This is a genomic window from Alcaligenes sp. GW821-FHT11D07 (assembly GCF_058808495.1).
On record NZ_JBXART010000001.1, the window covers coordinates 1,416,850 to 1,435,162 of the forward strand.

The window sequence follows — 18,313 nt, forward strand, 5'->3', positions numbered from 1 at the left end:
ATGCGCCAGCTAATCATCAATATACGTTAGAGTATCTTTCAGCAATTCATACAGCAGGCAAAAACGAATTTTCTGATTCAAACATTACCGTTTGGTCATGTTCACTCTATGTCCTATCTTTGAAAATTGGATAGGATAATCATCATTAATAACTAAACCAGATTTTTTAAAAGGTTCCAGGACAGCCAATGTGGAATTGTTTACTGATTGAAGACGACCGGGAAAATGCCCGATACCTTGTCAATGGATTATCCGAATTAGGTTATTCCGTCGTCACCAGTCACGATGGCGTTTCAGGTTTGGAAAATGCCATGAAAGATGTTTGGGACGTCATTATCTTGGACCGCATGCTGCCCAATAATGTAGATGGCTTATCCATTTTATTTACCTTGCGCTCTTTAGGTAAAAAAGTCCCTGTATTGGTATTAAGCGCCTTATCGGGTGTGGACGATAAAGTAGATGGCTTAAAAGCCGGGGGCGATGATTATTTAATCAAACCCTTTTCGTTTCAGGAGCTGGCTGCGCGACTCCACGCCTTGATTCGCCGCAGCAGTGATGGGTCCGACATCAAGAACCTGCAGGTGGATGATCTGGTCATGAACATCCGCAATCAGAAAATCACCCGGGGGGACGAAGTGCTGGAGCTGCAGCCACGGGAAATCAAGCTGCTGTCCTACCTGATGATGAACAGCCACAAGATTGTGACTCGCACCATGTTGCTGGAGGTGGTCTGGGGCTACAACTTTGATCCGCAGTCCAATGTCATCGACGTGCTGGTCAGCCGCCTGCGCCGAAAAGTGGACAAAGAAGGCGCAACGCCTTTGATCCATACAGTGCGTGGCCGTGGCTATGTCCTGAGCGACAAAGACGCCATCGACGGCATGAAACTCAAGCGTTGCGATGATTGATTTCATCAAAAGGCTATGGGAGTCCACCTCCTTTCGCCTGACCCTGAACTACAGCATCCTGGCCATCTTCACCACGCTGTTTCTAATTGGCTTTTTCTACATTCAGGTCTTTAGTGCTCTGCGTGATGAGCATCTGCGCCAAATCAACGTGGCCATGCAGCGCTTGAGCATCGCCTACGAAGAAGGCGGACGCGATGAGATCCTGCGCATGATTGAACTGACTCTGTCTGATCGCATCGACTCAGGCCAAGAGATCTACCTGCTGCTGGATGAAAAAGGCCATACGCTGGTGGGCAATATCACGGAAATTCCGGGCCTGAACACTATTACTGACAGCCAGGTTGTGGAGGTCCAGATCAAGCATATCGGTGCCTTGACCGAAGGCAATGTCCGCGTCAGCAAAATGGCGGGCGGAGAAACCCTGGTGGTCGGGCACGAACTGGGCACCCTGAACGAGCTGCGCTCCATGTTAAGCCGCATCATTGTGACCTCTATGGTGTTGGCCCTGATGCTGGTCATTCTGGGGGCCTATGTCTTTAGCAGCGAATTGAAATACCGTGTGGGCAAAATCCGTCTGCTGACCGAACAAGTCGGTGCGGGGGATATTTCCAAACGCATCGTGTCCGAGAGCGATGATGTCTTCGGTTTGATCCACCTGGATATCAACCGCATGCTGGACAAGATCGAAAACCTGATGAAAGGCGCCAAACACATTTCCGATACGGTAGCCCACAACATCCGCACGCCCCTGACGCGCATTGTAGGCAGGCTGCGAGAAACTCAAGGTTTGGAAGGCGTACCCGAACAGGTGCAGCAGGCCCATCAGGACGCCATTGCCGAGGTGGAAAGCCTGAGTGTTCTGCTGGGCAAACTGCTGCAGATTGCCGAACTGAATGCCGGGGTTCAGCGCCAGAATTTCAAACCCTGCCAGATCGCTGTCATAGCGGAAGATGTGCTGGATTTATACAGCCCCTTTGCAGAAGAAAAAGGCATCAGACTGGAAGCGAAATATATCGCTACCGTAAAAATTAATGGGGATAGCAATTTATTGGCTAGCGCACTCGCCAACGTAGTCGATAATGCTGTTAAATATGCGCATTCCCATGTCAGCGTAGAAATAAAAAGAATTCCAGATAATAAAATAGCAATTATTGTGGAAGATGATGGCCCTGGCCTACCTGAAAGCGAATATGAAAATGTAGGTAAATATTTTTATAGAATTAATAATGATAACGAAGGCTTTGGCCTAGGTCTTACCAGTGTCGCCGCCATTATTGAATTGCATCGCGGCCAGATTCTATTTTCAGATGCCAGCCCAGGCTTACGGGTCACGATTCGTCTGCCTGCCTAAAGCACAGCCCTGTTTTAAACATGACTAAAAGGTAATGAAACTGTCATCCTAATTCATTTACTCCTCTATTAACCTAAGGTGATTTTCTGTCGTCTTTTCTGACATTTATAAAAATCATGATTGCATTTGGGGAACGAGGAGATTAATGAGCAAGCAAAAATACTATTCTGCCGGCCTGATGGTGGGCGTGGGGGTCTTCACGGTCCTGATGGGACAGAAGTACTCCCTGGGCACAATGGCCAGGATGGGACCGGGCTACTTCCCGTTTCTGCTGGGCATTGTGATGATCGCGCTGGGGGCGCTGTACCTGTTTGTGGAAACGGCTTCTCACGACGAGGAAGAAGAAGAAAACTTCGGCCCTCCGCAATGGCGTGGCTGGCTGGCCATTGTGGGCGGCATCATCGCCTTCATTATCTTGGGCCGCTACGGGGGGCTGGTGCCCGCCACCTTTGCCTTGGTCTTCATCTCCGCCATGGGGGACAAAGAACATTCCTGGCTGACCGCCCTGCTGCTGTCGATCTTCGTGACCCTGCTTGGGGTGGTTATTTTCTCTTGGGGGCTGGAGTTGCAATTCCCCCTGTTCACCTGGGGCTAAGCCATGGAAATCCTCTCTAACTTGATGAATGGCTTCAGTGTCGCCTTCCAGCTGGATAACCTGATGTGGGCCGTGTTCGGCGTATTCATGGGCAACCTGATCGGGGTGCTGCCGGGCATGGGCGTGCTGGCCGCGATCTCCATCCTGTTGCCCCTGACCTACGCCATGACACCAACGGCCGCCTTGATCATGCTGGCCGGTATCTATTACGGCTCGCAATACGGTGGTGGCATTACCTCCATCATGCTGAACTTGCCCGGCACGGCCTCTCATGCCGTGGCGTGTCTGGACGGCAACCCCATGGCTCGCAATGGCAAAGCCGGTTCGGCCTTGTTCATGCTGATGTTGTCCTCCTTCTTTGGGGCAACCATCGGTATCTTGGCCATGATTCTGTTCTCGCCCGCCTTGGTCGATGTGGCTTTCAAGTTTGGTCCCGCCGAATACTTTTCCATGATGATGCTGGGCCTGCTGGCAGGCGCAACGCTGGCCAAAGGCTCTGCCATCAAAGGCGTGGCCATGGTGGTGCTGGGCCTGATCTTTGGCGTGGTAGGCACGGACGTGAACAGTGGCGTGTCGCGCTTTGACTTCAACATCCCCGAACTGCAGGACGGTTTGCAGATTGTGGCGCTGGCGATGGGGCTGTTCGGTATTGCCGACTTCCTGAAAAACATCAACCGAATCAATAGCAGTCATACCAAAACCATTGGTAAGGTCTCCGGCCGTTCCCTGCGTCCAGAAAAAGGCGATATCAAGCAGTCCCGGGGCGCCTTGGTACGCGGTACGGCCATTGGTGCTGCTTTCGGGATCTTGCCGGGCACCGGGCCAACCATCGCATCCTTCATTGCTTACGCCACTGAAAAGAAAGTGGCCAAAAACCCCGAGCGCTTTGGTCGTGGTGCGATTGAAGGGATTGCTTCTCCAGAAGCGGCTACCAGCGCCTCCACGCAAACCAGCTTCATTCCTACCTTAAGCCTGGGCATTCCCGGCGACCCAGTGATGGCTTTGATGTTGGGCGCGCTCATCATCCACGGTATCCAGCCCGGCCCACAGATGGTGGTCGAGCATGCCGATATGTTCTGGGGTCTGATCGCCAGTTTCTGGGTGGGCAATATCCTGTTGCTGGTGCTGAACCTGCCGCTGATCGGCATGTGGGTGCGCCTGCTGTCTGTACCCTTCAAGTACCTGTACCCCGCCGCGCTCTTCTTTGTGTGCGTGGGCGTCTACAGCACGAACAACAACCTGTTCGATGTGAATGTGGTCTTGCTGTTTGGCATCCTGGGTTACTTCTTCATGCGCTTGCGCTTTGAGGCGGCCCCTTTGCTGCTGGGCTTTGTATTGGGGCCGATGGTGGAAGAGAATTTCCGTCGCGCACTCTTGCTGTCCCGTGGTGATCCCATGATATTCCTGGAGCGCCCGATCAGCATGGTGTTCATCATTGCCTGCGTATTGTTGATGCTGGGTCTGACCTACTCCTTCTGGCGCTCGAACAGCCAGAAAAAGCTGGGGACGCTGGCTAAAGCATAAGGCTAGCAAATTCGCTGTTCGACCAAGGATAGAAAGGACGAACCCGCTGAGGTAAACAGGCAGAGCCGGGCAGAAACGCCCGGCTCTGCTTTCTTTATAAATCGGCAAACAAAGTTCTAGAACACACTGAAAAAGGTAGCTGATCGTCCTAAGGCACCAATGACCTACACCGCTTCACACTTTGCCTCGCAAGCGGGGTGTGACCGTTTTTTTACCCGGCGCAAATACTAGGTAGCTCAAAGCGGCCAAGATAAACGCAGCTGCCGCCCCATACGTCATGACCCCCGCAAAACCGGCTATCAGGGCAGCATTGATCGACTCCAGGGGATTCGCCAAATGGGCCAGCAAGCCGCTGTACTGCGAGGCAACACCCAGGTCCCCTGACGCAATTTTTTCAGCCAGATAACGCAGTTCAAGACCCGCCGAAACGTCCAAACGGTCACGCAAATAGCCCATGATGCCTTGCACCAGCACAAAACCCATGACCGCAATATTGAAGGCCAGGGAGATCATGCGGGCACTGGTATCCGCCCCCGAGGCCATACCGGCTCGCTCGGCTGAAACGGAAGCAGTAATTACATTGGTTGTGGTTGTGTTGGCCATGCCCAAGCCAATACCCGCCAGCACGCAGCCCGGCAAAATAAACCAAGCCGGTCGGGTAGACACGCTGCCGACTCTCATCATCACAAAACCCAGACCAATCAGAGCCAACCCCAAAGAAATTACAAAACCGGGCTGCCAGCGCTGAGCCAGACGCTCCGCGAAAGGGGGGATGAACAGCGTGGGCAAGGTGTAAGCCAAAAGCGCCAGACCCGTTTGCACACTGTCATACCCCAGACCGACGTGAAAGTAGATAGGCAGGTAGATGATAAATGGCCAAAAACTGAAATTCTGTCCCATGGAGCCCAGCAGCGCCCCGGAAAAGTTACGGATGCGGAATACGGAAAACTCCAACATAGGACGGGCACTTCTGCGTTCGACCAACACAAAAGCAATCAGGCTCAGCGCAGAGACGGCGATGATGCTCAAGGCTTGAATACTGCCAAATCCCAGCACCGGGCCTTGCGTGACAAATAGCACCAGACAGAACACAGCCAAAGACAGGGTAATGATGCCGGCCACATCCAGACTGCTCGCCTGCGGATCACGCGATTCCTGAACTCCTGCGCGGGCCAGCAACAAGGTGACGATAGCCAGCACGGCGTGGATCAGAAACACCCATTCCCAGCTGGCCAAAGCCAGAATCATGCTGCCCACAATTGGGCCAAAACCCAATCCAGCCCCAAAGACCACACCCCACACAGCAAAAGCTTTACCGCGCTGTTGCCCATCCCGGAACTGATTGGACAAAATAGCGATCTGACAAATCAACATCATTGCCGCGCTTAGGCCCTGCAAGAAGCGGGCTCCGATCAGAACGGCGGCACTTTCCGTCAAGCCGCACACCAGGGACGTGATCCCGAAAGCCACAATCCCGATCGTAAAAATACGCTTGCGGCCATAACGGTCAGCCATCGTGCCCACGCCCATCAAAATCGTGGTCATGGCAATGGTGTAGGCAGCCATAACCCATTGCAGTTGTCGAAAGCTGGCTCCCATCACCTGCTCAATCGTGGACAAAATAGGCGGAACACTGGAGATCTCCAGCCCCATCATCAAGGCAGACAAACACACAGCGGCCAAGGCATAGCTGCCCTGTCGCGATATCGAAGGCGTCATCGCTATCTTCCAAAAATCATAAATACAAGAGGCATCCTATGGATGCTCGATAAGGCGATCTGCGAGGCAATGCCACCCTGCGCAGTTCAATCAGGAGAGATAGTAGGGACAGGCCAACTATTCATCAATGCTATGATCGAACATATCAGAAACAACAAATATGGATAGATAATGAGCCGCGCCGTCTTGGATGTGGAATCTGTGCAAGCGTTTGTCAGCATTGCCGAATTCCAAAGCTTCACCAAAGCCGCCGAAGCCTTGGGAACCACCCAAGGGGCCATCAGTGTGAAACTCAAGCGGCTGGAAGAACGCCTGGGCTACAAGCTGATCGAACGTACACCCCGGCTGGTGCGACTATCCGCTCAAGGCGCCATCTTTATTAATCCTGCTCGCGATTTTCTGGCAGCGCATGACCGAGCCAGACTTGCTCTGTCCTGCGAATGTCGCCGCTTTCGCCTGGGTATTGCGCAACACGTAGCCGGTCCCGAAGTGCCCAGCCTGCTGGCCCGCCTGAACGAACGTGACCCAGCCTTGACGATTGAAGTTCGTCTGGAAGGCTCTCATCAGTTATTGGAAGGTTTTGATAAAGGCGAGCTGGATGCGGTCATTGTGCGGGAAGAAGACCACCGGGCGGATGGCGAGGACTTGGGGCCAGAATATTTTGGCTGGTTTGCCGCGCCCAGCTTTCATCAACAAGAAGGCAAGCCTTTACGGCTGGCGGCTTTGGCTCCCTGCTGTGGCGTGCGAGATATAGCAACCCATGCCCTGGAAACGGCGGGTATTGAATGGAACGAGGTTTTTGTGGGCGGCGGTCATGCGGCCGTGATGGCTGCTGTCTCGGCGGGTTTGGCGGTTGCAGCTTTTTCATGCCGCTTGGCCCCAGCGGATGCTGTCGAAGTAAGCCAGCGCCTGGGTTTGCCTGCCCTGCCCGCGTCGCGCATCATCCTGCACTCAACACTGACGGACCAACGCTCACGGGAAGCCTTAAGGACGTTGGCGGCGGCCTATCGGGAGCACCGGAGCAATAAAATGGCGGAGCTCAGCTAAGGCCAGCCCAATCCACCCAAGAAACCCACACTTTTCACCGCATGCCTTAAGGCACTTCTTCGACTTCCGAGGTCAGGTGTCAGGTGTCAGGTGTCAGGTGTCAGGTGTCAGGTGTCAGGCACATAGTCTGTGCCCTTTTGAGTTTCCCGCCATTGCGTAAATAATTTGGCCCGGTGTATAGGGTAAGGCGTGTCCAGACGGGTCAAGGCTCGTATACGATCCGTCCGAAAATGACGGAATTGGCCTTTCAGCTCGCACCATCCCACCAGAATTCGGAAGTGTTCGAAGTAACCCAGGGAAAAAGGCCAGATCACCCTGTCAGACTGCTTGCCTGCGCCATCAACATAGCGGATACGCAGCTTGTCTTGAAAGCGGATCGCCGCTCTGGCGAGACCGAGGTCAATCGTTTCAGCATCCTTGATTTGCCGTGGTCCGACTCGCAGCGCAGTGCTGTCCAGGCTGTCTTTCAAACTGTCAGGCAGCACAGCCGAAATCTTGGCTCGTGCCTCCAAAGCCGCCTGAACCACCGATGGATCGGCTAACTTTTCTACCCAACGGAACCCAAGCAGCAAAGCCTCCAGCTCTGCCTGAGAAAACATCAAGGGCGGCAACATAAAGCTGGGTTTAAGGATATAGCCCACACCGGGCTCACCCTGTATATCTGCGCCCTGCGCCTGCAAGGATGCGATATCCCGATAAAGCGTGCGAATACTGATGCCCAGCTCTTGAGCCAGCTGCGCTCCGCTCACCGGGCGTTTATGTCGGCGTAATACTTGCAATAAAAAGAGGAGTCGCTCAGCTCTGACCATGCCCGATACTGCCATTTTTTGGCAGTATGGTCACGCATAATCAACGACTTCACCCCTCTATTGGAGTCACCATGAACCCGCCCAGTCTCATCCTTCTGTATGTCGCTGACCCTGAAGTCAGCCGCCTTTTTTATGAAAAACTGTTAGGCCAAGCCGCCAGCGAATCCCATCCAACCTATGTTGCCTTCGAGCTTGGCAATGGGCTTATCTTAGGTTTATGGTCCACCCACGCCGCCAGTTTTGTTTCCTCGGGCACAGGTCATCGATCAGAACTGGCGTTTACGGCAGAGAACGATGAGGCGGTCGATCAGCTCTATCAACGCTATGTAGCAGCCGGTATCCCCATTGAACAGGAGCCCATGACGGCCGTCTTTGGGCGCACCTTTGTTGCACTGGACCCAGATGGGCATCGCTTGCGAGTATGCACCGCCGCCTAGCCCGCTTACCGCCAGCATTGCTTAGCTCAAGTTTGTATGACGGCGGTGGAACAGATTCAGTGCGTTGTTCACCAGTCCAGTAAAACGAGCCGCATTGTGGCGCACGCCCGCTTGCTGCCCACCAATCAACAACAGGTGGGCCATCTCCCCCACCAGTTGGGCTTGCTTAGAGGGCAGAAAGGAAGCCTCAGAAGTCTTGATGGCAAAGGCCAGGCGAGTCGCGTCGACGCGTGTTTGATACTCGGCCACCAAGGGATCGTGCAAGGCCCAGGCTCGAATGGCCACTTCCCGGTTGGGCTGCTTGTCTGCGGCGATATGCACGTAGCGTTTCAGCACCTGAACCGGCCCGTTTCCCTTGGCGGCATAGTCCAGCATCCGCACGGTGTAATCCTCTTCCCAGGCCGACAAGAGCGCCCGCACAAAGTCCTCTCGATTGCGAAAATGATGGTAGAAGGAGCCGCGGGTGACATTCAAACGACGCGCCACGCGCTCGCCAGATACCTGGATATAGCCTTCCTGATCCAGCGTCTCCAAACCAGCAGTGATCCAATCTTCTCGGGTAAGCGTTTTCATGGCAGAAACATACAGCCTGTGTATGGTGATTCGTCGATTGTTAGGCTACGAGCTTCCAGTTTGACCATGGCAAGTCACAACACTGCCACCTTCCCAAAGGGCTCGTAATGAAAGAAATAGCGCTGATTGCCTTCGACCAGTTCACCGACATTGATCTGTTTCTGATGTGGGACATCCTGGGGAGAAACACAAAGGACTGGCGGGTGAAGATCTTAGGCGCAAAGCCTATTTTACGGTCAGCACACGGCTTGGAGATACCGATACATGGACATCTTTCCGAAGCGGCACAGGCCGATGCCGTCTTGTTCAGCAGCGGGAAAGCGGGCGTGCCTGCTGCCTTAGCCGATCCGGACTTTATGACGCACATTAAGCTGGACCCCAGCCGCCAATTGATTGGCTCAATTTGTGCAGGCGTGTTCTTTCTGGAGCGACTAGGTTTATTGCCTACGCGTCGTGCCACCACTCACCCCGATGCACGGGAGGTCTTGAAAACGCTGGATCTGGAGCCTGTTGACCAGCCACTTGTGTGTCACGGCCACGTCGCCAGCGCCGGAGGGTGCCTGGCCGCTCTCTACCTGGTCGGCTGGTTGGTAGAGTCGCTTTTTGATGCGGATAAACGGCAAGAAACCCTGCTCCCCGTTTATCCAACCGGGCAGCAGGAGATTTATGAAAATCTAGTCGACTGCAGTCTTAGGCAGGCCTGCCGCTAAGACGTGCGCAGCTGGGTTTAGCCTTCAGCCTGCTCGGCATTAAACATGTCCCAATGCAGCAACCACTCACCATCAACCTTGCGCCAGAACACCCAGTAACGGCCGCGCTGCGCAAGCACCCGTTCTTGCTGGGCGTTTTCGGCATACAAGGTGTAGCGGCCAATTTCCTGGGCTGCTGCATCTGTTCCCTCTACCGTCAGGGTTTCAAAGTTCGCCGCGCAAATCCCCATGCGAAAGACTTCTTCGAAATACGCCCCGACCGCTGCCTTGCCAACTAAAGTCGGCACGCCATGAGGCATCAAATGAATCTGCTCGGTGTAACGCGTCAGCAGCGTGGCAACATCGCGGCTGGCCAAAGCTTGTGCCAACTTGTCCTCTGCAGCCTGAATGGCCGCCTTTAATCCTGCCTGATCTGGCATATCCTTCTCCTTGAAAAAACTCTATTTAGAATGCAGCGCTGCGATAGACTATTTGCCCATCCACCATAGTCAGCAAGCTGCAAGTCTGCGGTAGCGTGTCAGGTGCTACAGTGAAAATATCTTGGGACAGCACCGCCAGATCAGCGACACAGCCCGGTAGCAAGCGCCCTTTGTCTGCCCCATGCCCCTCAGCAATCGCGCTGCCATAGGTATAGGCACGCAGTGCTTGCTCCATCGTCATGGCCTCGCCGGGTCTAGCGGGATGATCAATTGCCGCGAACAGACTCAGAAAAGGGTTCAACGGACCATCCGAGCCAATGGCAACTGATACCCCGGCGTGCTCCAAGCTGCGGAAAGCACCGCTGAAACCCGAAAAACCCGTATCACCGGCATAGAACCAGAAGTGCGTCGGGTTCTGTACCACCATGGCGCCCGTCTCTGGCAAACGTGCCAATTGCGCCGGGGTCAAACCATCCGCGTGTTCGATACGCAAGGCACGGGCACGCCAATCCACCTGAGGCTCGAATTCCTCCAGCGCACACAAAACGCTTTCCAGGGTTTGGTCCCCAATCGCGTGCAGGAGCAATTGCTCTCCCGCGCGCAGGCTTTCCTGCAACATGCGGGTAATTTCCTGCCGCGAAAAATTCTCTGTCCCATGCAGCGGCACACTGGCTTTTGCAGCCACAGCTCCGGCATAGGCTTGCGTGACAGCCGCCCCGCCCTCAATCGGCGTACCATCCAGAATCCACTTCGTCCCATGGAACTCAATGCGTTCGCCCGGATGTCGGGGCAGGCCCTGACCATCACTGACGATGCGGCCAGCATGAGCGGAGGGAGGGAACCGGATCACCCGAACCCGAATAGGCAGCGCTGCTGCTTTCAGCATCTCGATATAGCGCTCAGGCGGTGTCCAGCTCATGTTCTGAACACTGGTGATGCCCCAACGCAGGCAATCATCTGCCAGGGCCTGCAAACTGGCAGCCCCTTCTTGCACGCTAGTCATGGATGCAAAGCAGCGCTGGGGAGACCAGGACGCGTACTCGTGGACTCTGCCTGAAAGTCTGCGCGAACCCGGCAAGCGTTCGTAAACGCCGCCTACGGGATCAGGGGCCTCATCCTCCAAGCCCAAGCGCTCCATCGCCAGGCTGTTCAAGACATTGGTGTGATTCGTCATCCCTAAAAACAGCACCGGATGAGCGGGGGCCAGCGTATCCAGCAATACACGGTCCAGCTTGGACTCGTTGATCAACTGCGGTCCAAGTGTGGCGTAGATCCAGGTGCCGGCCGGGGACTCTGCCACTGCGGTCTGCACTAAAGAAACCAGAACATCCAAGGGCGGATCGGCTACGACATCAACGGGCAACCGTATGCCCATGGGATCGGGGGTGTGGTGCATATGCGCATCGTTCAGCCCCGGAATCAGCAGCTTGCCCTGCAAATCAATCAGCTCTGTATCGGGGCCGATGCAATCTTGCAACTGCTGCCAATCCCCGGTTTGCAAGACACGCCCATCGGCAATGGCCAAGGCCTCGCACCACGGCTGATCCGTGTCGCTGGTAAATATGCGCCCATTCCAAAACAGCGTATCTGCCCATTTCTCCCGCTCTTGGGGATTAGGCTGCTGCCCTGCACTTGCCCTTTTTGCTTGCTTCCTGCTCGGAGCAGGTGAGCCACCCTCTAAAGCTGCAGAGGCCGTCAAGGCTGCAGAAGCATAACGGCTGTCAGCGACACAGGCACGACTTGTTTCTTGCAGCAAGGCGCTGCGAATCGCTGCCTGTAAAGATGGTCGTTCCGTTGGCAGCACCGCCCGCCCTGCCAACACCTGCTGCCAAAATGAAGCCCCACAGGTCCAATGAAAACGCTGTGTCAAAGGGCTGACCTGCGTCCAAGACTTCCCTGGCTGGCTATCTGGCAAGACGGCGTAGGCATCCAGCAAAGCCAGGAAATCCGCCCCGCCTAAATGGCAGGCGCAGCGAGCCCTAGGCCAGGGCTGCATACGCCTATATGTCTCTTGTCCGCCGGGCTCCCCCGCCCCTGCCCAGAGAGAACTCCCCTGAACACGCTGAGCTGAATACGCGGTATTTTGGTCTTTAAAAGACTGCCCTAAGGACGCCGCTGGCGCCCCCCTTTCCTGCAGAGCTTTGCCCATCTCACTGTCTCCATTTCTTTTTATCTGACGATGACTGTACTCGGCTGGCACACGTCATCACGGACAAAAAACAGTCAGATCCTGCCAAAAGGGGTTCAGGCTGGGCGAAACAAGTTTGAGCAATTAGTCAGGGGTATAACCCACATGGCGGGCAAAAGCCCGTCGCAATTGTTGTGCGCTACTAAAGCCGCAGAGTGCGGCCACTTGCTTAAGAGATAAACGGGCTTCTTGCAGGTAGCGTTGCGCTGCCTGTACTCGAAATAGCTCCACCGATTTGGCCGGTGTGCGGCCCACACTTTCCACGTAGCGCCGAGCAAAGGTACGGGGGCTCATATTGACGCGCTCCGCCAAGGCTTCCACGCTCATATCAGCCGCCAGATTATCTGCCATCCAGGCATGCAATCGCCCGAAATCAGCAAGTACGCCACATTGACTGGCCAGCGTGCCTGAATGCTGTGACTGTGCCGATGAACGCTTCAAAAACACCACCAGCAGGCGCGCCAAATCCATGGCAACGGCATAGCCACGGTCCTCCTCCAGCAAGGCCAGCGCCATATCCACCCCTGCACTAAACCCGGCTGTACTCCACAGGTGATCGTCCCGCACAAAAACCGGCTCAGGTTCCACCCGAATCGCAGGATAGCGCGAAGCCAAGAGCTGCGCGGACTGCCAGTGCGTCGTCAAACGACGTTGATCAGCCAAGCCCGCTTCCGCAACCAGAAAAGCCCCCGTGCAGACGGCACAGACTCGTCGCGCCTTGCTGCCATGAGCCCGCAACCAGGCAACAACATCTGGCGGAACAGGCGGTTGATCGGGTGGCCCACCACCGGGAACGACCAAGGTATCAATCCCTTTCGGGTCACATGTTTCTATGGATTCGGTAGCAATCACCACCCCGCAAGACGTGCGTACCGGACCGCCGTGCAAAGACGCAAGCACAAGCTGATAGCCGGGCAGCGTTGGAGTGGGAAAGTGGGTGGAGGCGATGTAAAAGACATCACTAATGCCAGAGACATCCGTCAGCGTCACCCCTTCAAAAACCAGGATGACCAGCTGCCGCAAAGTGTTGGGGTCAGGAGTTGCCGCGTGGATTGAAGTATTCATAAGTCACGCAATGGAGCAGGTCCGAAGAACAGACGCACATTTTTCCAGACTGGCACCATGCCAGAACCGGAATGCTGGGCGATGGTAGCACAGAAGATTCTCTATCGCGGCTTAGCCCAAGCGCCCTTATGAACGGACTCGCTAGCCCGCCGTAGGGCCACCTTTATTCGCCCAGGAGGCAAGCGCCTCCAGGTAAAACCACAGCCCCTTAATGCGGGAAGGCGCCGTCCCACAGCCCTTCCCTGCCTTCACAAACAGGCCGAGCAGTTCAGTCTGTTACCTGCGCTCGGCGCATTATTTTCTGCGCCGTCTCAGACGAAACCGTCATCCCCAAGGTTCCATAATGTGCCCCCCAGGCCCCGACTTCTGCCGAACTTCGCGTGCTTAAGAACACATCCACGACGTCTTGAGAGCTATAGCGCATCAACTCTGCCGCCTGCAAAGCACGCGCCACGGCTTCAGTCATGGGGCGAGCCAAGAACTCCTCCTGGATTGCGCCACGCACCGAGCTTTCGGTATGGCGCAGCAACGCATCAAAGCGTTTATCCTGGCCGGCCAGAGGCTTGAGTTCATTGAAGACGGCCTCGATAGTACGCGGGTCTTTGATCATGGCACGGCGCACATCCATGCACATCATATTGGCCGTCCCTTCCCAAACACTGTTCAAAGGGGCTTCCCGATACAGGCGCGCCATCGGGTTCTCTTCGATGAAACCGTTTCCGCCATGGCACTGCAGGGCTTCGTTCGCGATGGACGGCGCACGAGAACAATTGAAATACTTGGCAGCAGGTGTGGCGACACGGGCCAAGAGCTTCTCTTGCTCGCTGTTTTGCATCAAATCCGTTGCCTTGGCCACCCGCAAGGACATCAAGGTGGCTGCCTCCACCTCTACCGCCATATCGGCCAGTACATTGCTCATCATGGGCCGATCAGCAATCGAGGTTCCAAAGGCCTTGCGCGATGTTGTGTGACGCAAGGCCAAGCTCAGCGCCTGACGCATCAGGCCAGCTGAACCAATCGCAAAATCCAGGCGAGTCAAATGCGAGTGAGACAGGATTTCCCGAATTCCACGCCCTTCCTCACCCACCCGGATAGCTAGCGTACCTGCATACTCCAGTTCGCTAGAGGCGTTGGATTTATTACCGGCCTTATCCTTCAGGCGTTGTATAAAAAAGCGGTTGTAGCTTCCATCGGGCAAGGTACGCGGCAAGAAAAAGCAGGTGACGCCCCCGTCCACCTTGGCCAGCGTAAAAAACCCATCCGACTGCGGCACAGAGCAAAACCATTTATGACCGGTCAGCTCGTACCAATGGGCCGTGGCGCCATGATAATCAGCGCTGTGAGAAAAACGGGCGGTCGTTTGCGTCTCGCGCAAGTCAGAACCGCCCTGCTTTTCTGTCATGGCGTAGCCAATAACGACTGAAGGCTTGTCCCCCACCTCGCGGCGGCTGAACTCATAGCGAGTCCCTTTGAGTTTGTCCGCCCACACCGCCAGAGCAGGTTCGGCCTGAAAACCTGCATACGCAGCGTAAGCCATCCCTGTCGGACAGCCCGTGCCATGCTCCACTTGGTTCCACAAATAAGACAATACCGCTCGTGCAAAGTGGCCGTTTTTCTCTTGAGTACGCCACGTCAGGTTAGGCACCTCGTGCTGCCAGGCCAGGCTCATCAGCTCATGCCAGCTTGGATGAAACTCTAGCCAATCCACCCGATTTCCAAACCGGTCATGCGTTTTCAGCTCAGGGAGATGGCGATTAGCCAGACGGGCCAGCTCCTGCACATCTTCATCCCCGGCTACCGCACCCAAAGCCTGACAGCGCGATGCTGCCCAAGGCGCTTCACGGTCAATAGCAGCCCGTAGCACCTGATCACCACTAAAAGCATTGAAACCACTGGCAGGCAGTGCCTGATTCAGAACCGCATGCGTGCTGTAGCGATCCGCTGCAGCGTCCAGGAGGCTGGGGGAAAGAGCTTGGTTCATGAGTGTCTCCGAAGTTTTTTTCTAAGGCGTGGCAGAGAGGACGGCCACACTGGCATAAGCCATATGGGCTATCTGGTCAGCCAGCGCCGCCACTTGGCGCTGGTAGCTGTCCGTGCCATCGTGCTGCTGACGGCTTAAAGGAGAAAGTGGGCCAATCAAGCCTTCCATGAAACCGCCCACAATGACGGTGGCGGCAATATCGGGCTGCACATCACTGCGCATTTCGCCGGCGGCCTGCCCTTTGGAAACAATGGAGTGGATCACCTGACTGATCGCCGCGCGGTACACCAAACGCGCCTGGTCGATTTCCTTGTCACAAGGCTCGGCAATCAAGGCATAGGCCAGACGGGGGTTACGCATGGCACGTTTCACAAAAGTCGCTACAGCCGCGTGCAAACGCAGCATCGACGAGCCGTCTGCTTGGGCAATTTCCGTAAGCACATCCACTTCGCGCTGTGAAACCAGCGACAAGACCTCGGCAAACAATTCGGCCTTGGACGGAAAATATCGGTAGACCGTCCCTGTGGCAATACCGGCCGCCGCCGCCACACTGGCAACCTGTGCTTCCTGCCACCCCCCCTCGCTCACCAAGGCGCGAGCGGCCTCCAAAATGCGACTGCGATTATCTTGCAAACGAGCTTCAACAGCGGGAGTTTGACGGTAAGCCATAAGAAGTGAACCCGAATTCATTACATGAGTGAATCCTAGTTCATTTCTTTAGGAGGGGCAATATTTTTTGCTGACAAAGTGAAGCCGTATTCAGAAATGCGGCACCCAACAAAAATCCCCTGTCAGAGGATGGCAAAAAATGCCAAGTCTGACAGGGGACGTCGGTACTGAACCGCAATAATGCGGATTAGGCCGAGATCTCTTTACGAACGATCTCTGCACCCGCGCTAAGCGCATGCAATTTGCCACGCGCCACGTTGCGGGGCAATGGAGCCATGCCGCAGTTGGTGGATGGGTACAGCTTATCTGCATCCACAAACTTCAGTGCTTTACGCAAAGTGTTGGCTACGTCTTCAGCCGTTTCAATGGCGTTGGTGGCCACGTCGATCGCGCCTACCATCACTTTTTTGCCACGGATCAGTTCGATCAAATCCATGGGAACGTGGGAGTTCTGGCATTCCAGGGAAATGATATCCAGCTTGGATTGCTGCAGCTTTGGAAAGGACTCCTCGTATTGGCGCCACTCCGAACCCAGCGTCTTTTTCCAGTCTGTATTTGCTTTGATGCCGTAGCCGTAGCAAATGTGAACGGCTGTCTCGCACTTCAGGCCTTCGATGGCACGTTCCAGCGTCGCGATACCCCAGTCGTTCACTTCATCAAAGAACACGTTAAATGCAGGCTCATCAAACTGGATGATATCCACGCCAGCCGCTTCCAGTTCCAGCGCTTCCTGATTCAGGATCTTGGCAAATTCCCAAGCCAGTTTTTCACGGCTCTTGTAGTGGTTATCGTAAAGCGTATCAATCATGGTCATCGGGCCCGGCAAGGCCCATTTGATCGGCTGACTGGTTTGCTGACGCAGGAACTTAGCATCATCCACAAAAACAGACTTAGGACGAGACACTGCGCCCACTACCGTTGGCACGCTGGCGTCATAACGGTCACGAATACGGACTGTTTCACGCTTTTCAAAATCGACACCGCTCAGGTGTTCAATAAAGGTGGTGACAAAGTGCTGGCGAGTCTGCTCGCCGTCACTAATGATGTCGATACCGGCGTGCAGTTGCTCTTGCAGGGACAAACGCAGCGCGTCTTTCTTGCCTTCAACCAGGTCCTCACCTTCCAGTCTCCAGGGCGACCACAATTTCTCGGGCTCAGCCAGCCAGGAGGGTTTGGGCAAACTGCCCGCGGTGGAGGTGGGTAGCAATCGTTTCATGTTAAATAACCTTGTTGTTTTGATTAATCAAAGTGCGTAGTTAGCAGCCCATTGATCAAGAATAACTTTGTACGGCTTGATAAAACTTTCTTCCGTGAACCGGCCCTGCTCAACCGCCAATCGGCTGCGCTCCTCACGATCATAGACAATTTGCGTGATCGAGTGATCCAGATTCTTCAAGCTGGGTTGATAGCGCAGTCCAGCTGCCGAGTTGGCATTGTAAATCTCGGGGCGGTAGATTTTCTGGAAGGTCTCCATCGTACTGATAGTACTGATCAGCTCCAGATTCGTATAGTCGCTGAGCAAGTCACCACGGAAATAAAATGCCAAAGGCGCAACGCTATTGGGAGGCATGAAATAACGGACCTGCAAGCCCATTTTGGCGAAGTATTCATCCGTAGGAGAAAACTCGTTCTGCTGGTATTCAATGCCCAATACAGGATGCTGGTTTCCAGTGCGATGGTAGACCTTGCTGCTGGACACGCTCAGGCAAATAACCGGCGATTTGTTGAAGTTTTCTTTGTACAGCGTGGAGTTCACAAAACACTTGAACAGCTTGCCGTGCAGATCACCAAAGCCTTCCGGGGCACTGAAGCCATTTTTATTTTTATTGTGTTCCAACAGGACGACGCTGAAATCGTAGTCCCGCACATAGGAGGAAAAGTTATTTCCAACAATGCCTTCAATGCGCTTATTGGCTTTGTGATCAACGATATTGGTCTTCAGGATTTCAATGGTAGGGAAAGTAGAACCGTTACCTTCCACATCAATGTCCACAGAAACAATATCCAGTTCAACCGAATAGCGATCCCCATTGGGGTTGTCCCAATGCGCCAAGTTGTTGAAACGATTGTCAATCATCTTCAAGGTATTGCGCAGGTTTTGCTGGCGGCTCTCACCCCGAGCCAGATTGGCGAAGTTCGTGGTGATACGCGTATTGTCAGAAGGACGGTAGTTTTCGTCGAAACGAATACTCTTGACGCTGAATGCAAATTCTAAGTTCATTTTTATAAGTGCCCTAAATTCTAAGATAGAACGTGAGTCTGTTTTCTCGACCACCGATCGAGAAGAACAAACTCACCGTAGTAACGTATTCGTTGTA

The 18,313-nt window shown here is 54.6% G+C and carries 17 protein-coding genes; 7 read left to right on the top strand and 10 right to left on the bottom strand.

The window, feature by feature from the left end:
* Positions 1–188: 188 nt before the first annotated feature.
* The 4 genes from AC1RSM_RS06555 (at position 189) to AC1RSM_RS06570 (ending at position 4,378) form a co-directional block, all read left to right on the top strand.
* Positions 189–908, top strand: coding sequence for a response regulator transcription factor (locus AC1RSM_RS06555; protein ID WP_492930634.1), 720 nt, complete (start codon positions 189–191; stop codon positions 906–908).
* Positions 901–2,259, top strand: coding sequence for a sensor histidine kinase (locus tag AC1RSM_RS06560; protein ID WP_492930636.1), 1,359 nt, complete (start codon positions 901–903; stop codon positions 2,257–2,259). The genes AC1RSM_RS06555 and AC1RSM_RS06560 overlap by 8 nt, the downstream gene beginning before the upstream one ends.
* Before the next feature lie 145 nt (positions 2,260–2,404).
* The gene (locus tag AC1RSM_RS06565; protein WP_492930638.1) at positions 2,405–2,854 is read left to right on the top strand and encodes a tripartite tricarboxylate transporter TctB family protein; all 450 of its coding nucleotides are present in this window, start codon (positions 2,405–2,407) and stop codon (positions 2,852–2,854) included.
* A gap of 3 nt (positions 2,855–2,857) precedes the next feature.
* The gene (locus AC1RSM_RS06570) at positions 2,858–4,378 is read left to right on the top strand and encodes a tripartite tricarboxylate transporter permease (protein WP_492930640.1); all 1,521 of its coding nucleotides are present in this window, start codon (positions 2,858–2,860) and stop codon (positions 4,376–4,378) included.
* Between the two features lie 174 nt (positions 4,379–4,552).
* Here the strand turns inward: AC1RSM_RS06570 and AC1RSM_RS06575 are convergent, their stop codons facing one another.
* Entirely contained in the window at positions 4,553–6,097 is a 1,545-nt protein-coding gene (locus AC1RSM_RS06575; protein ID WP_492930642.1) for an MFS transporter, read from the bottom strand.
* A gap of 171 nt (positions 6,098–6,268) precedes the next feature.
* On the opposite strand from AC1RSM_RS06575, the gene AC1RSM_RS06580 reads away from it, so the two are divergent.
* Complete coding sequence (locus AC1RSM_RS06580; protein WP_492930644.1) at positions 6,269–7,144, top strand: LysR family transcriptional regulator; 876 nt, start codon at positions 6,269–6,271, stop codon at positions 7,142–7,144.
* Between the two features lie 107 nt (positions 7,145–7,251).
* Here AC1RSM_RS06580 and AC1RSM_RS06585 read toward each other — a convergent pair whose 3' ends face one another.
* Complete coding sequence (locus AC1RSM_RS06585; protein ID WP_492930646.1) at positions 7,252–7,953, bottom strand: helix-turn-helix transcriptional regulator; 702 nt, start codon at positions 7,951–7,953, stop codon at positions 7,252–7,254.
* A 71-nt stretch (positions 7,954–8,024) separates the two neighbouring features.
* Here AC1RSM_RS06585 and AC1RSM_RS06590 point away from each other — a divergent pair, with 71 nt between their 5' ends.
* Positions 8,025–8,390 (top strand): VOC family protein, encoded by a 366-nt coding sequence (locus tag AC1RSM_RS06590; protein ID WP_492930648.1) that lies wholly within the window; start codon positions 8,025–8,027, stop codon positions 8,388–8,390.
* Positions 8,391–8,411: 21 nt separating this feature from the next.
* On the opposite strand, the gene AC1RSM_RS06595 is transcribed toward AC1RSM_RS06590, so the two are convergent.
* Positions 8,412–8,963 carry a TetR/AcrR family transcriptional regulator gene (locus AC1RSM_RS06595; protein WP_492930650.1) on the bottom strand — a complete coding sequence of 184 codons (552 nt, stop codon included), beginning with the start codon at positions 8,961–8,963 and terminating at the stop codon, positions 8,412–8,414.
* Between the two features lie 107 nt (positions 8,964–9,070).
* On the opposite strand from AC1RSM_RS06595, the gene AC1RSM_RS06600 reads away from it, so the two are divergent.
* Complete coding sequence (locus tag AC1RSM_RS06600; RefSeq protein WP_492930652.1) at positions 9,071–9,673, top strand: DJ-1/PfpI family protein; 603 nt, start codon at positions 9,071–9,073, stop codon at positions 9,671–9,673.
* Positions 9,674–9,690: 17 nt separating this feature from the next.
* On the opposite strand, the gene AC1RSM_RS06605 is transcribed toward AC1RSM_RS06600, so the two are convergent.
* From AC1RSM_RS06605 to AC1RSM_RS06635, 7 genes are all read right to left on the bottom strand, one after another.
* On the bottom strand, positions 9,691–10,092 hold the full coding sequence (locus tag AC1RSM_RS06605) for a YybH family protein (protein ID WP_492930654.1): 402 nt from the start codon (positions 10,090–10,092) through the stop codon (positions 9,691–9,693).
* Positions 10,093–10,117: 25 nt separating this feature from the next.
* Entirely contained in the window at positions 10,118–12,088 is a 1,971-nt protein-coding gene (locus AC1RSM_RS06610) for an amidohydrolase (protein WP_492930656.1), read from the bottom strand.
* Positions 12,089–12,364: 276 nt separating this feature from the next.
* Positions 12,365–13,345: a GlxA family transcriptional regulator gene (locus tag AC1RSM_RS06615; RefSeq protein ID WP_492930658.1), complete on the bottom strand. Its 981-nt coding sequence runs from the start codon at positions 13,343–13,345 to the stop codon at positions 12,365–12,367.
* Between the two features lie 268 nt (positions 13,346–13,613).
* Positions 13,614–15,326 carry an acyl-CoA dehydrogenase family protein gene (locus tag AC1RSM_RS06620; protein ID WP_492930660.1) on the bottom strand — a complete coding sequence of 571 codons (1,713 nt, stop codon included), beginning with the start codon at positions 15,324–15,326 and terminating at the stop codon, positions 13,614–13,616.
* 21 nt (positions 15,327–15,347) lie between these two features.
* Positions 15,348–15,995, bottom strand: a complete 648-nt coding sequence (locus tag AC1RSM_RS06625) for a TetR/AcrR family transcriptional regulator (RefSeq protein ID WP_492930662.1) — start codon at positions 15,993–15,995, stop codon at positions 15,348–15,350.
* Between the two features lie 187 nt (positions 15,996–16,182).
* A complete protein-coding gene (locus tag AC1RSM_RS06630; protein ID WP_492930664.1) occupies positions 16,183–17,211 on the bottom strand; it encodes a methionine synthase in 1,029 nt (342 codons plus the stop codon).
* A gap of 27 nt (positions 17,212–17,238) precedes the next feature.
* The gene (locus AC1RSM_RS06635) at positions 17,239–18,216 is read right to left on the bottom strand and encodes a DUF1852 domain-containing protein (protein ID WP_492930666.1); all 978 of its coding nucleotides are present in this window, start codon (positions 18,214–18,216) and stop codon (positions 17,239–17,241) included.
* Positions 18,217–18,313 lie beyond the last annotated feature (97 nt).